The sequence below is a fragment of the Leptolyngbya sp. BC1307 genome, assembly GCF_002286735.1.
Lineage (GTDB): Bacteria > Cyanobacteriota > Cyanobacteriia > Phormidesmidales > Phormidesmidaceae > Phormidesmis.
The window spans coordinates 19323-31714 of sequence record NZ_NRTA01000003.1; the positions used below are offsets into that span (position 1 = coordinate 19323).

Genomic DNA, 12392 nt, shown 5'->3' on the forward strand with positions numbered 1-12392 from the left:
CGCGCCAGCTAGCGCATCACTGACTAGCGCTCAGGCTTTAACGTCCCAAACTAACTCCTTTTTGTGTCCTTTAGCGATCGCCCTCCTTGTGAACATCTCGTCTCTTAAGTTTTTCAAAAATCTCAGGGCGACTAATCGTCAGTTTGCTGTGATTGGGTTAGGCCGGTTTGGTCGGGCTGTCTGCTTGACCTTACATGGCATGGGCTACGAGGTGATGGGCATAGACTCTAATGAGAGCCGGGTCGCCCAGGTCTTGACCGATCAGATTGCAGCTCACGCAGTCCAGCTCGATTCCACGCAGCCCTCAGCGCTGATAGAAGCGGGCATTCCTGACTTTGATACGGTGATTGTGGCCATTGGCAACTATGTGCAAGAAAGCATCATCACAACCCTCAATGTCAAAGAAGCGGGTGTCGCGAATGTCGTTGCCAAAGCCTCTTCCGAAATTCACGGCAAGCTGCTGGTTCGGGTGGGCGCAGACCATGTGGTTTTCCCGGAGCATGAGATGGGCTGCGAATTGGCGCGATCGCTCACCCGGCCTGGCATTTTAGACCGCTTTGAACTTGATCCCGACCACAGCATTGTAGAAGTGCTAGTGCCGCAGTCTTTTGAAGGTAAGACCGTGATGGAAGTCGATTTGCGTAATCACTATGGCCTGACGCTAATGGCCTTAAGCCGGGAAAATGCCAAAGCCGATGACAACGATAAGTTCATTATTAACCCCAGCCCAATTACCCGCTTCAAGAGCGGCAATCTGATGGTGGTCATTGGCGATAACAAGGGCATTGACCGGCTACCGGTATGATGCGAGCAATCGGCTTGATGAGCGGGACTTCGGTCGATGGCATTGACGCAGCGCTAGTCGAGGTCTCAGGGCAGGGATATGCGGTCACAGTCCGGCTAGTTAAGGGAATCACGCATCCCTATTCGGCTGAAGTGCGATCGCGCATTCTGGCCCTCTGTGCCGATCAGCCGACGACCCTGGCAAATCTGGCCGATTTAGACGATGAGATCGCCCGTCAGTTTGTCCAGGCGATTGACGCCCTAGATGTCGATCTCACCGATATTGACCTGATCGGCTCTCATGGCCAAACGCTGCACCACCGCCCCCCCCAACCTGATCAACTCGGCCATACCCTACAGCTCGGTCGCGGTGATCTGATCGCCCATCTAACCGGCTGCCCTACCATCAGCAATTTTCGCGCCGCCGATGTCGCTCTGGGCGGACAGGGCGCGCCGCTGGTGCCGATCGTCGATGCCTGTTTGCTCAGCCAGCCTGACTGCGATCTGGCCGTTCAAAACATTGGTGGGATTGGCAACCTCACCTACCTACCGCCCTGGCAGCGAGATCGGCAATCCTTCGACATGCCCAAGGGCATCAGAGGTTGGGACACTGGGCCGGGCAATGCCCTGATTGACTGGGCTGTCTTCAAGCTTTCTCAAGGCCGCCATACCTACGATAAAAACGGCGATTGGGCAGCACAAGGCCAGCCCTCTAAAGCACTCATAGCAGATTGGCTAGAGCATCCTTTTTTTCACACCCCGCCGCCAAAATCTACCGGGCGAGAGCTGTTTGGGGCCGCCTACGCCGAGCGGTGCTGGCAGACTGCCCAGGCGCAAAATCTCAGCCCCGCAGACCTATTAGCTACCCTGACAGACTTTACTGCCGCCACGATTGAACTGAACTGTCGTCGGTTTTTACCACATTTGCCCGCAAAAATTTTGGTCGGTGGCGGCGGCAGTCGCAACGGCTATTTACTAGACAGGCTACAGCAGCGGCTACCGGCAACTCAGGTCGGATCTACCGACCAGCACCAGGTCGACCCAGACTTTAAAGAGGCGATCGCCTTTGCCATCCTGGCTTACTGGCGCTGGCATCAGGTGCCTGGCAACTTGCCCAGCGTGACCGGCGCTACTCGGCCTTGCCTGCTCGGTGAACTCTGGTCGCCCTAGTGGGCATTCTAAAAGTGCTGGCATGAGGAAATCGCGCTGTGGGCCACAGCTTTTTACTTGAGCCCGGTCGATGGACATTGCAAGGCAACTGGCTCACTCGGGATGCTTTGCCGACTGTCGTCAAGGGAAAAATTCTGGTGGCGTGGAAACCCAGTAGCTGCTTTATGGTGGCAACCAAACTTTCTTTTCCCGATAGCGACCAGGATGAGATTGTGATGCAGTCTAAGGGACGGATGACCAGTCAGGATCGTCAGTACACGTTTGTCTTGCAGCACAGCCTTTTAGGTCAGGTAGAAGGCGAGGGCTGGATTGCCCCAGAGTCGATTGTGCAGCGCTACTGGGGGCTAAGCGACAAACAGCGCCGAACTGGGTTTGAGACGCTGCGCCAACTCAGCGCTGAACGCTATCACTTTTCGGGCGGTGTCATGGCCGGACACTATCTGACCAGCACCATAGAAGCAGAGATCACTCGTCAATAGCGCCCCACAGCACCTAGAGAATGTCGGATCCTAACGCTGGTCGTAAAATTTCTAATCGGTACGAATTGATTGAAGCCATTGGGCAGGGCTCTATGGGCAGAGTCTATTTGGCCAGTGATTCGCTGCTGGGCGGGGTGCCCGTGGCCGTCAAGTTTTTGTCCCAAACGCTGCTGAATGAAGACATGCGCAAGCGCTTCTTGCGAGAGGCTATGACTTGCGCTCAGCTCGGCCAAAAGAGTATGCATGTCGTTCGCGTGACCGACTATGGGGTGAATGAAGACGATATTCCTTTTTATGTGATGGAGTATCTCAAAGGGGAAAGCATTGGGCGCATTATCCGCACAGAACCTTTGCCGGTGCCCAGGTTTTTAGAGCTCTTGCGCCAGATTCTCTTGGGGCTGAAGACTGCGCACACGGGCATTCTCGTCAAGGGAGAGATCGTCCCGATTATTCATCGAGATATCAAGCCCAGCAACGTCTTAGTGACATCTGACCCCTCAATGGGGGAACTGGTCAAAATTTTAGACTTTGGCATTGCTAAGCTCTTGCAGGCAGATAGCGAACAGACCAGTACCTTTATGGGCACGCTCGCCTACGCCTCCCCTGAGCAGATGGAAGGCCGCGAGTTAGACGGTCGCACCGATATCTACAGCCTGGGCGTGATGATGTATCAAATGCTCTCAGGCATGCTACCAGTGAGGCCGACTAACAATACGTTTGGCAGCTGGTACAAAGTTCACCGACTGGCCCAGCCCAAGCCATTTGCCAGGCTGGAAATAGGTCTCCAGGTGCCCCGAGCGCTAGAAGATATTATTATGGCTTGCCTGGCTAAACAGCGGCAGGACAGACCGAAGACGATTGATCGCATTATTGAGGCGATCGCCCCCATAGATGACTGCTTTGGGTCAGGGTCTCAGGTCTCTCAGCGGACTGGTACTGGGCTCTCTAGCGGGCTCTCCCATCTACCTCTACCGGTTGCCAGCAGCGAGCAGGAACAGCCGTCAGTCGCCCAGCCACCTTCAGCAGAAAGCTTCTACCTGCAGCAGAGCTGGCCGCCGGAGATGCCCCTTGCCCAAATCGTCTTCCCTCGGCTGCTCAGTCGGTGCGAAGAAAAAATTCCCACCCTGTGGGCGATGATGCCCCTTGCCGAAATTGACAAGCGCATTCGCAATACCCGCTACAACAATTTTATGTGCACCATGACCCCTCATCCGATGGTGCTTTGGCTGACAGCGCTTTACCACAAGGTAGAAGGCCCTCGCTGGCTGCCTTGCTATCTCGATCTCAAGATAGAAGCTTCGCAGCGCCTGCTCTGGACGTTGGCTGACGCGCAGATCTACCGGATTTTATTCTTCACGAGAGAAGCGCCTCATCAATGCCGATACGTACGGCTGCTCAACGTGGCTGCCGGTCAGCGTAAGCTTTTCAAAGAATGGACTACGACAGCGCGCAATTTCCCTTCTATTGGCAGCCCCCAGGAAAGTAAAGCGTTGCTCAAACGCGAATTAGAAGAAAACCTCAAGCCCAGAATTTTGATGAACCTCGAAGCCATGCATTCGGATGCTAAACCCGGCCTAGACACATTTCTAGACTTTTAAATCTAAATCTAACCTCATTTCTGACGGGGGAAATGGACAATTGGGTGCCAGGACGTTCTCAGCAGCGCGTCAGTAAAGCTAGGCGTGGTCAGGTCTAAGAGGCTACCGCTTTTGCCAGAGTAGGCTGCGATTGCGCTGATATCATGCACTTCCGCAGATTTGAGGATCTCATCTAGCGGGCTACCGGTTCTCACCTCTATTCGCACCTCTGTTTTGATTTCGGTACCAAAGCCGTCTAGCTCGGCCTTTACCTTGCTTAGCTCGGCTTGAGCAGCTTCTACCGTATTGCTTTTAGAAAGCCGCCCACCGCTGTCTATGACCCAGCACAGCAGACAGGTTTCTAGCGAACAGTTGGGGTCGGCTTGAATTCTAGTTTTGATCTCACTGACTAGCTCTTTGGCACTATCGCTGCCATCGTAAGGCACCAGCAAATAGTTAAAGAGATGCTGACAGCGCTGAGCAAGCTCAGCCTCACGATAGGTCGAAACGAGCTGGGGCCGCAATATCAGCATCGGCACATCGACTTTATCGACAATGCCCATGGTCGTACTGCCAAACAGCCGTTCGTTTAAAGCAGAGCGGGTCGGCATCCCCGAAAACACGATGTCAGCCTGATGCTTTTTAACGGCCCTGACAATATTCTCAGAGGGTCGGCCAGAAGCAATCTCAATCTCGACTGTCGTGCCTTCAGGCACTGATGACTCTGCTACCAATAGGCGCTGATGGGCTTCCCTGACCTTTTCTTCATCTACGCAAGGAATCTCACGAGAAGTCATCAGGGGTACATTGTGAAAAAACACAATGTGCTCTATTCCGCCTTCAGCCAAATCAGGTACAAAGTTGGCAAAGCGCTGAAGACTATCTGAGAAATCAGTACAAATGAGCGCACGCTTAAACATAAGATCGCACCAATAAAACGCCTTGGGTGGGGAATATTTCTCAACAGTATCACCCCCGCATAGCATACGTCTTAAGCGCAGGATGAAAGAACCCTCTAGAGGTCAAAAAATGGCCAGATAACTGGCCGATTCAGGACAATCAGGAGATAGACAGCGCAACTACGGTGATATTGTCTCTGCCTCCTCGTTTTTTAGCCGCATCGATCAGGGTGATCGCGGCATCTTTGCAGGTCATAGCAGATTGCAGATAGGTGACAATCATATCGTCGGCGAGTTCTTCGGTGAGTCCGTCGCTGCAGAGCAAAAGCCGGTCGCCTGGCTGAACCTTTAGCTGCTGAGTATTGACCTGGCGAAGATCGGCCCGGCCAACGCACTGAATGAGCACATGCCGCCAAGGGTGATGCAGCAGTTGCTCAGTGGTGAGGTCACCTGCCTGCTGAGCCTGCGCTACCCAGGTATGATCTCGGGTGATCTGAAGCAACTCATCTTGACACAGCTGATAAAGCCGCGAGTCACCGACATGAGCGCACCAAAACTGACGGTCTCTCAACATGGCAACGACAACCGTTGTCCCCATATCAGCCCGCTCAGGATGTTGACGCTGATCGCGTAGAATGGCTTCATTGGCTGCAAGAACAGCGCGTTCCAGCAGCGCTGGCGAAGAAATATCGCTATCTCGATAGGCCGCCACGCAATTGCTAATAGCTTCTATCGTCAGCCGACTGGCCTCTTGCCCGCCAGCGTGACCGCCCATACCATCGGCTACGATAAATAGATCGCCTGTCGGCGACAGATAGTAGCTGTCTTGATTGGTCGCCCGATGGAGTCCAACGTCGCTCAGGCCAGCAAAGTCTAAACCAGTCAGGGAAGGGCTCATAGATTTAATTAACAGGTGAGGCCAGTGCCTCTGCGGTAGTTACTGGCACTAGGGCATTCTGTCGGCTTTGGCTACCTTCATCAGCAGACGGATGAGCGTAATGCCCATGATCGCTGCAAGCACGCTCATGAACACAGCTGGCACTAAAAAGTCAGAGATTAGCAGCAGCGTGGCTGAGAGCGTAAAAGTGCCCACTAGCAGTGTGTAGCCCGTTGCCAGAAGCAAATTGCTGCCGCGACGGAGAATGCGATCGCTCTCGATAGAGCGCACCCGCACCCGCACATCCCCTCGATCTAGCCGATCGAGGGTAGCTTCAATCCGCCGGGGCAAACTCAGCGCAGAGCTGCCTACCTGCGCGGCCTGTCGGCTAATTTCACCCAAAATACTGCTGGACTCACCGGGACCACCATTTGTCATAAGCTCGCTCGCATAGGGTTTAGCTGCTTCCATAAAACTAAAGTCCGGATCGAGCCCTTTGCCTACACCCTCTAGGGTAGAAAAGGCCCGCATCACAAAGGTAAAAGTCGCCGGAAACCGAAAGGGCTGATCGTAGGCTACCGCGTAGAGATCGTCGCTGATGGCGGTCACCGACTGCTCTTCAAACGGCTTGTCCATCATATTGTCCAGAATATACTGGATCGACCGGCGCACTGGCCCCATATCATCAATTTCGGCTAGTGCGCCCAAAGCGACCAGCGCCGTCATTACCTGACCGGCATCTCGCTGGGCAATTCCCACAAACGTATCCATCAGCCGGACGCGCGTCACTGGCTGAATTTGGCCCATCATGCCAAAGTCATAAAAGATCAGCGACCCGTCTAAATTCACCGCAATATTGCCAGGGTGAGGATCGGCGTGGAAAAACCCATCGGTTAGCAGCTGACGCAGATAGGATTCAGCCCCTAGCCGCGCTAGTCGCTTACGATCCAACCCGGCTGACTCCAAGGCTTCGTAGTGACTGATCTTGATCCCTGGCATGTACTCCATTGTCAGCACCCGAGGCGAGGTATACCGCCAGTAGATGCGAGGCACTTTCACCCAGTCAACGCCACGGAAATTGCGCCTGAATTTGTCCCCGTTGCGACCTTCATGCAGAAAGTCAATCTCTAACCACAGCAAGCGACAGCACTCTTCGTAAATGCCCATCCAGTCTCGGCCTTTGCCCCAGTCCGGATGGTTTTGAAAGTATTGAGCGATGCCCTTAAGAATAGAGAGATCAATCGAGAACAGCTTAGAAAGCCCTGGCCGCTGCACCTTGACAACAACCTCTTCACCCGAGTGAAGCTGGGCGCAGTGAACTTGCCCTAGGCTGGCGGCGGCAATCGGCACGACATCAAAGCTCTGATAGAGTTTGTCAAGCGGGTGGCCAAAATCGCTTTCGATGATTGCCTTCACCTGCGGGTAGCCAAAGGCAGGCACCCGATCTTGCAGCTTAGAAAGCTCCGCTACATATTCGATCGGGAACAGATCGGCGCGGGTGGAAAAAAGCTGACCGATCTTGATAAAAGTTGGCCCCAGGCTCAGGCAGGTTTCTCTGAGCCAAACAGCAATTTCCTGACGCCGCTGCTTTTGCTTTTCGGGCGTGATCGAACCGCCATAGCTCCAAGCCTTACCGTATAGCCAACGCTTGGCTAGCAGCTTAAGTACAAACGACCAAATATCGATAAATCGCTGCGGTCTGGAATAGCTACCGCTATTCCAGCGGTAGTCACCATCACGGTAGGTGCTACCGCTGTAGATTGAGGGTGCTGGAGCTGAAGACGCTGGAGCGGCCAGCGGTCGGTCGGTCAGGGTCGCTGGCTGCTCTGATGGTAGCTGAGGCGGCACAGGTGAGGCGTGATCTGGGCCACTAGCTGTAGCCGCCTGAACAGAAGCGTCATCCAACGGTGAAGATCTGACGGGCTCAGCATCGGTATCCCGCTCGTGATGTCTGTCTGTCGCCTGCGCACCCAATAGACTTTTACCCTGGATGTGACCGTTGCGATCGCCGTTTTGCCTCGCCTCATGACTGTCACCAGGCGGCACCGGAGACATCAGGGACTCTGACGAAGGGGGGGATTCACTTTCTCTAGAGACAGCAGACACTCAGGCTTCCCGTTTTAAAACAGTTTGAAAAAATTTTTGCGCGAACTTGAACTGGAGGGTTCGTCAGCCATCGTCAGCTTTATCACCACGAGCCTACATTTTACGCTCATAGAATCAAAAACTGACAGGCCAAGCGACCCCACCGCTCGCTAGGCATCTTGGCGGTACTGCTGAATGGCAGCTCTCGCTTGGGCAACTTCAGCCCTCAAATTATCGATAGTGGCCTGCAAGTCTTCAGCAGCAGTTGGAGCTCCGGCGGGCATGCCAGTCGTGTAGTCAGCGCCAGCAGCAGCCTTCTCTTGCTCGGCTCTGACCATCACCTCTTCTGTAAACTGACGCAGGTTTTCACGCTGCTCAGCATCGAACTTACCCAGCTGACTGAGGCCGTCGCTTACCAAATGCTCGGCTCTTTCACCCACAGCGGCGGCCAACGCCCGACCGACAAAAAAAGCTTGTAGCATTGGATTACTCATAAAAGTTTACGTACTCACACTTCTGTAATTATAAACATCCCTCAGAGAATGTTCAGAAAGTTATATGAAATAGCAAGCCCGAGGGCTGATCCTGAGAAGTTTAGCAGTGGTTTAGCAGTGGTGTAGTCAAACGGCAGATGAACGGCTAATACTGACCGTTGTCTTCGTAGTATGCGCGATCGCCCGTACCGGGTTCTTCTACCCAAGGATAGTCCTCTTCGTAATTTTCTCCGCTGTAGCTGCTCTCAGGGTCAGCCGCATCAAGAGAGGGATCGTAATCAGCGCCAGCGGGATCGAGATCAGCCTCTGCGGGGGATTTTACAATTCCCAGATCAGGGCCTCGCTTTAGCGTCTCCCATGGATCGGCGGGCTGAGAGCTGTTTTGTCTATCTGCGAAGCTGTCAAATGTGGCGGTGTCAATCGATTCTAGATCGGCACCAGATGTCGAACTAGGCTGGTCGCTCGCTCCGTCTGCGAGCGGCGCTAATCGTTCGAAGGCAGGAAGTGGCAGCGCTTCTGGTGAGCGATCGCTATCTTCTGTCGCGGGCGCTTGAGCATCGGCAGTGTCTGAAGTGGATTCTGAAGTGGATCCAGACGGCGGCCAGCTAGAGAGCGTAGGAAAAGTCTGCAAAGGGCTGAGAAAACTGGCATTAGGCGAATGAGATAGCGAGAACCGAACAATCGCGCCGCCCCCCAGCCCAATTAGGCCCGCTAGCCCTGCTGTGATCAGCAATGACTCAGAGAGCGTGAGCTTCTGAGCTTTTGAGGCAGATGATGGCGACTTGCTGGCACCAGACTTGAAGGGCGATATAGACATAAGTTTAAGAAGTCATGTCAAGAGGTCATGGGGGCAGCGGGCCTGCATCACCCTAAAGGATAGTGGTCTAAAACGTAGCATTCGGCAGCCCTGGCAGTCGTCAGCTCACCGTCTAGCATGGCGGCATGCGCAGCCGTCAAGATATCGCGAAATTGAGGCCCTGGTTTGTAGCCCAATCGCTTTAGCGTACCACCGTTAATCAGCGGCGGTACTGCTGAGAGCCGAACGATGTACTGCCAGATTTGCGGGCCGAGGGTGATGGGGTGGCGATCGCTCATCATCATCAGTTCTGGCCGCTCGTAGGGCTGCAGCAGTTGGTAGAGCTGGCTGGATCGATGCGCCTGCGGTAGTTGCTGGGCTAAGTCAGTTTCCCACTGGTGCAAATTTTTTAGCCGGTGCAGGCTGGGGCCACCTAAATCCAGGTTGGCGGCGGTGCGATCGCGTAGCGGCGGTGCGAGCTGAGCAATGATTAGCTCTAGCAGCATCAGCCAGCGGGGCGCTGTCACCTCAAACTTATCTAGCCACCGATCCATCCGGCGCAGCTGTCGCCAAAGGATGGGGGTCATCGCTAAACTGCTGTGCAAACAGACCAGCGCCCCCAGCGAGTCGATTTTTGTGAGGGCAGCTTCCCACTGCGAGGCGCTAAGTATGTACTTCAGCTCTGCTTTTAGGCGAGTTTGCAGAGCGGGCACTCTATCGCCAGCGGCCTGTAGCCGCGCATAGACGCCGCTATCAATAGCGTAATCAATAAACTGTTCAGTTTGATGATCAAGCGTGAAGCCAAGCCTTACCGCAAATCGCACCGCCCGAAAGATGCGCGTGGGATCTTCTACAAAGCTATTGGCATGAAGCACCCGCACATGGCGCTGTTGCAAATCTAGCCAACCCCCAAAAAAGTCGAGCAGTTGACCTGGCTGCGACCCATTTAAGCGCAGGGCCATGGCGTTGATGGTGAAATCGCGGCGATAGAGATCCTGACGAATCGTGCTGGCTTCGACCTCGGGGTTAGCCGCAGGATAGGGATAAAATTCGGTGCGCGCGGTAGCAATATCAATTTCGACGGATGGCCCCATTGACGGTTCAGGCGACGGCCAGATCAGTGACGCCGTTTGAAACTGCCCGTGGACTTGCACGGCGATTTGAGGGTAGCGCGATCGCATCGCTTCGGCCAACATCACCCCAGCCCCCGATTCAGCACCATCGACTACCAGATCAATATCTGTCAGGGGATAGGGCTCTCCAGATAGGCTCAGCAGCAAATCGCGCACCGCACCGCCGACTAGATAGAGCGCCCAGCCTCTTTGGTCAGCGGCTTCGGCAATCAGCATTAAGGCGGGCCAAATCTCTGATAGACGACTTTGAAGCTGCTGATACAGGGTCTCAGCGGCAGGCGGCAATCGCCCCCCGTTTGATGGGCTAAGCTGCGGCCTACCCTGCGTTTGATGCAGCTGCCGCAATAAATCAGTGCGGGTGACGATGCCGACTAGTTTTTCTCCTTCAAGCACCGGCAGGCGACCAATATCGTAGGTAATCATCAGGTCTTGAATCTCGGTGATCGAGGTTTCTGGAGCGATGCTTTTGACCTGTACACTCATGCAGCCTTTTACTGGCCCGTGCCCTAGCCCGTGACGCAGCGCCGTGTCAATGTCACGGCGGGAGATAATGCCGACCAGTGAGCCTTCGCCGGTCACGACACAGAGCCCCACATGGCCGTAGCGCAGCAAAATCCGCCGGGCTTCATCGACCGAGGTCGTCGGTAAAATGGTGCGCACAGGCGATGACATCAGTGAGTGAGCCGTGATCGGATGGGGAATTTGCGATCGCACTGCTGCCAGCGCCCGTTCAAAGCTTGCCTGAAGATCTTCTACATGCTCGCCCTTAAGCATAGTCGCCGCCGCCTGCGCATGACCGCCGCCGCCTGAGGCCGCGAAGATTGGACGCAAATCAACAGCGCTATCGGGCAGAAGAGGATTTGTGCGCGATCGCCCAATCATCACCGCCTTAATCATCTGGTGAGCCCGGTACTGGGCATAAAACAGCAGCGTATCTAGACCCAGCAGCGACACCAACCGTCCGGCTAACCCCGACAGCCCCGGCACGAACCCCTCTGTCTCTAGCTTCACCCACCCCAACTGATGCCCCCGCACCAGCTCAATTTCGACGGCTTCTAGTGCCGCCGTGAGCAGCTTTTGCAACTGAGGTGACAGCCCGGGGTCTTTATTCTCGGCAATCACCTGCTGATTGGCCCCTTGAGCCATGAGCCAGGCCAAAGCAGCCGCATCGCGGGCAGTGGACTGCTCAAAGGTAAGCGATCCGGTATCGCTGTGAATGCCCAGGGCCATTACCGTTGCTTCAAAAGGCGTGGGAGAAACCTGATGGCGTTGCAGCAGCTCTGTCACCAGAGTAGTGGCTGCGCCGACCGCTTCTATATGGGCCTCGGCGGTTGGCAAATCGCTCTGCTGATCGCGATCTGGGCCATCTGTAGATGGATCTGCCGGGGCGTGGTGGTCATAGATGTAAATCGGCAGGTTGGTTTGCTCAGCCTGCTGTAGCCAGTCGCTGACCGGGGCAAAGCGATCGCGATCATGGGCATCGACCAGGGTAAGCGATCGCACCTGGTCAAACGACACCGCCCGCCGCTCAATCAGCGCATATTCGTCTCGCCACAGCGCTAAAAACGCCTGCACCGTAGGGTCAGCGCCCCCTGTTAGGACAATGCGGCTGCCCGGGCGCAGGCAGCTGATCCCAACCGCCGCGCCCAGCGTATCAAAATCAGCCATCGTATGACACAAAACTAAATCCATAGCAGCATTTTTAAAGATAAAACTCCTTTGGCAAGGGGCCTGATTTTTGATAGTTTACCTATATAGGAATCATCAGCTATTGTCCCTTAGTGATGCTGGCTTCAGACCAGTCCCCGACGGATCTAGTGCTCAATAGCGGTTGACCTCACTCCGATTAAATAGTGTTTTGAGAGTACGAAGATCATGTCTATTATTTTTCAGCTAGCTCTGTTTGTTTTAGTGCTGTGGTCTTTTGTCATGATCATAGGCGTACCGGTAGCCTATGCTTCGCCTAGCAACTGGGACCAGTCCAAACGGTTGATCTTCCTGGGCTCTATTGTATGGGGTGCGTTAGTTGTCCTGGTGGGTGGTCTAAACTATCTGGTGGTTTAGCCAATTAGTTTGGCCGTCAGTTCGGCAGGTTTGAT

Annotated in this window: 11 protein-coding genes; 5 read left to right on the forward strand and 6 right to left on the reverse strand. The window is 54.6% G+C overall.

Features of this window, described 5'->3' with window-relative positions:
- Nucleotides 1–88: 88 nt before the first annotated feature.
- From CKL79_RS02635 to CKL79_RS02650, 4 genes are read left to right on the forward strand one after another with little or no spacing between them, the layout of a single operon-like run.
- The gene (locus tag CKL79_RS02635; RefSeq protein ID WP_121968035.1) at nt 89–805 is read left to right on the forward strand and encodes a TrkA family potassium uptake protein; all 717 of its coding nucleotides are present in this window, start codon (nt 89–91) and stop codon (nt 803–805) included.
- Nucleotides 805–1953, forward strand: coding sequence for an anhydro-N-acetylmuramic acid kinase (locus tag CKL79_RS02640; RefSeq protein ID WP_121968184.1), 1149 nt, complete (start codon nt 805–807; stop codon nt 1951–1953). The genes CKL79_RS02635 and CKL79_RS02640 overlap by 1 nt, the downstream gene beginning before the upstream one ends.
- Before the next feature lie 38 nt (nt 1954–1991).
- Nucleotides 1992–2432 carry a hypothetical protein gene (locus CKL79_RS02645; protein WP_121968036.1) on the forward strand — a complete coding sequence of 147 codons (441 nt, stop codon included), beginning with the start codon at nt 1992–1994 and terminating at the stop codon, nt 2430–2432.
- Between the two features lie 20 nt (nt 2433–2452).
- Complete coding sequence (locus CKL79_RS02650; protein ID WP_121968037.1) at nt 2453–4030, forward strand: serine/threonine-protein kinase; 1578 nt, start codon at nt 2453–2455, stop codon at nt 4028–4030.
- A 14-nt stretch (nt 4031–4044) separates the two neighbouring features.
- On the opposite strand, the gene CKL79_RS02655 is transcribed toward CKL79_RS02650, so the two are convergent.
- The 6 genes from CKL79_RS02655 to CKL79_RS02680 all read right to left on the reverse strand — a co-directional run bounded on the left by CKL79_RS02655 (nt 4045) and on the right by CKL79_RS02680 (nt 11985).
- Nucleotides 4045–4929, reverse strand: coding sequence for a universal stress protein (locus CKL79_RS02655; protein ID WP_121968038.1), 885 nt, complete (start codon nt 4927–4929; stop codon nt 4045–4047).
- A 139-nt stretch (nt 4930–5068) separates the two neighbouring features.
- Nucleotides 5069–5806: a protein phosphatase 2C domain-containing protein gene (locus CKL79_RS02660; RefSeq protein WP_121968039.1), complete on the reverse strand. Its 738-nt coding sequence runs from the start codon at nt 5804–5806 to the stop codon at nt 5069–5071.
- Nucleotides 5807–5854: 48 nt separating this feature from the next.
- Nucleotides 5855–7840, reverse strand: a complete 1986-nt coding sequence (locus CKL79_RS02665; RefSeq protein WP_240518602.1) for an AarF/ABC1/UbiB kinase family protein — start codon at nt 7838–7840, stop codon at nt 5855–5857.
- A 200-nt stretch (nt 7841–8040) separates the two neighbouring features.
- Nucleotides 8041–8364, reverse strand: a complete 324-nt coding sequence (locus CKL79_RS02670) for a DUF6825 family protein (protein WP_170943940.1) — start codon at nt 8362–8364, stop codon at nt 8041–8043.
- Between the two features lie 145 nt (nt 8365–8509).
- Nucleotides 8510–9181 (reverse strand): hypothetical protein, encoded by a 672-nt coding sequence (locus tag CKL79_RS02675; RefSeq protein WP_121968041.1) that lies wholly within the window; start codon nt 9179–9181, stop codon nt 8510–8512.
- Between the two features lie 47 nt (nt 9182–9228).
- A complete protein-coding gene (locus tag CKL79_RS02680) occupies nt 9229–11985 on the reverse strand; it encodes a CBS domain-containing protein (protein WP_121968042.1) in 2757 nt (918 codons plus the stop codon).
- A 183-nt stretch (nt 11986–12168) separates the two neighbouring features.
- On the opposite strand from CKL79_RS02680, the gene psbZ reads away from it, so the two are divergent.
- Complete coding sequence (gene psbZ / locus CKL79_RS02685; protein WP_121968043.1) at nt 12169–12357, forward strand: photosystem II reaction center protein PsbZ; 189 nt, start codon at nt 12169–12171, stop codon at nt 12355–12357.
- The last annotated feature ends 35 nt before the right edge of the window (nt 12358–12392 follow it).

Bases quoted from the DNA above. Each gene is read 5' to 3' on its own strand.
- CKL79_RS02640 (WP_121968184.1), top strand. From the start codon at position 805: ATGCGAGCAATCGGCTTGATGAGCGGGACTTCGGTCGATGGCATTGAC.
- CKL79_RS02650 (WP_121968037.1), top strand. From the start codon at position 2,453: ATGTCGGATCCTAACGCTGGTCGTAAAATTTCTAATCGGTACGAATTG.
- CKL79_RS02655 (WP_121968038.1), bottom strand. From the start codon at position 4,929: ATGTTTAAGCGTGCGCTCATTTGTACTGATTTCTCAGATAGTCTTCAG.
- CKL79_RS02660 (WP_121968039.1), bottom strand. From the start codon at position 5,806: ATGAGCCCTTCCCTGACTGGTTTAGACTTTGCTGGCCTGAGCGACGTT.
- CKL79_RS02665 (WP_240518602.1), bottom strand. From the start codon at position 7,840: ATGTCTCCGGTGCCGCCTGGTGACAGTCATGAGGCGAGGCAAAACGGC.
- CKL79_RS02670 (WP_170943940.1), bottom strand. From the start codon at position 8,364: ATGAGTAATCCAATGCTACAAGCTTTTTTTGTCGGTCGGGCGTTGGCC.
- CKL79_RS02675 (WP_121968041.1), bottom strand. From the start codon at position 9,181: ATGTCTATATCGCCCTTCAAGTCTGGTGCCAGCAAGTCGCCATCATCT.
- CKL79_RS02680 (WP_121968042.1), bottom strand. From the start codon at position 11,985: ATGGATTTAGTTTTGTGTCATACGATGGCTGATTTTGATACGCTGGGC.
- psbZ (WP_121968043.1), top strand. From the start codon at position 12,169: ATGTCTATTATTTTTCAGCTAGCTCTGTTTGTTTTAGTGCTGTGGTCT.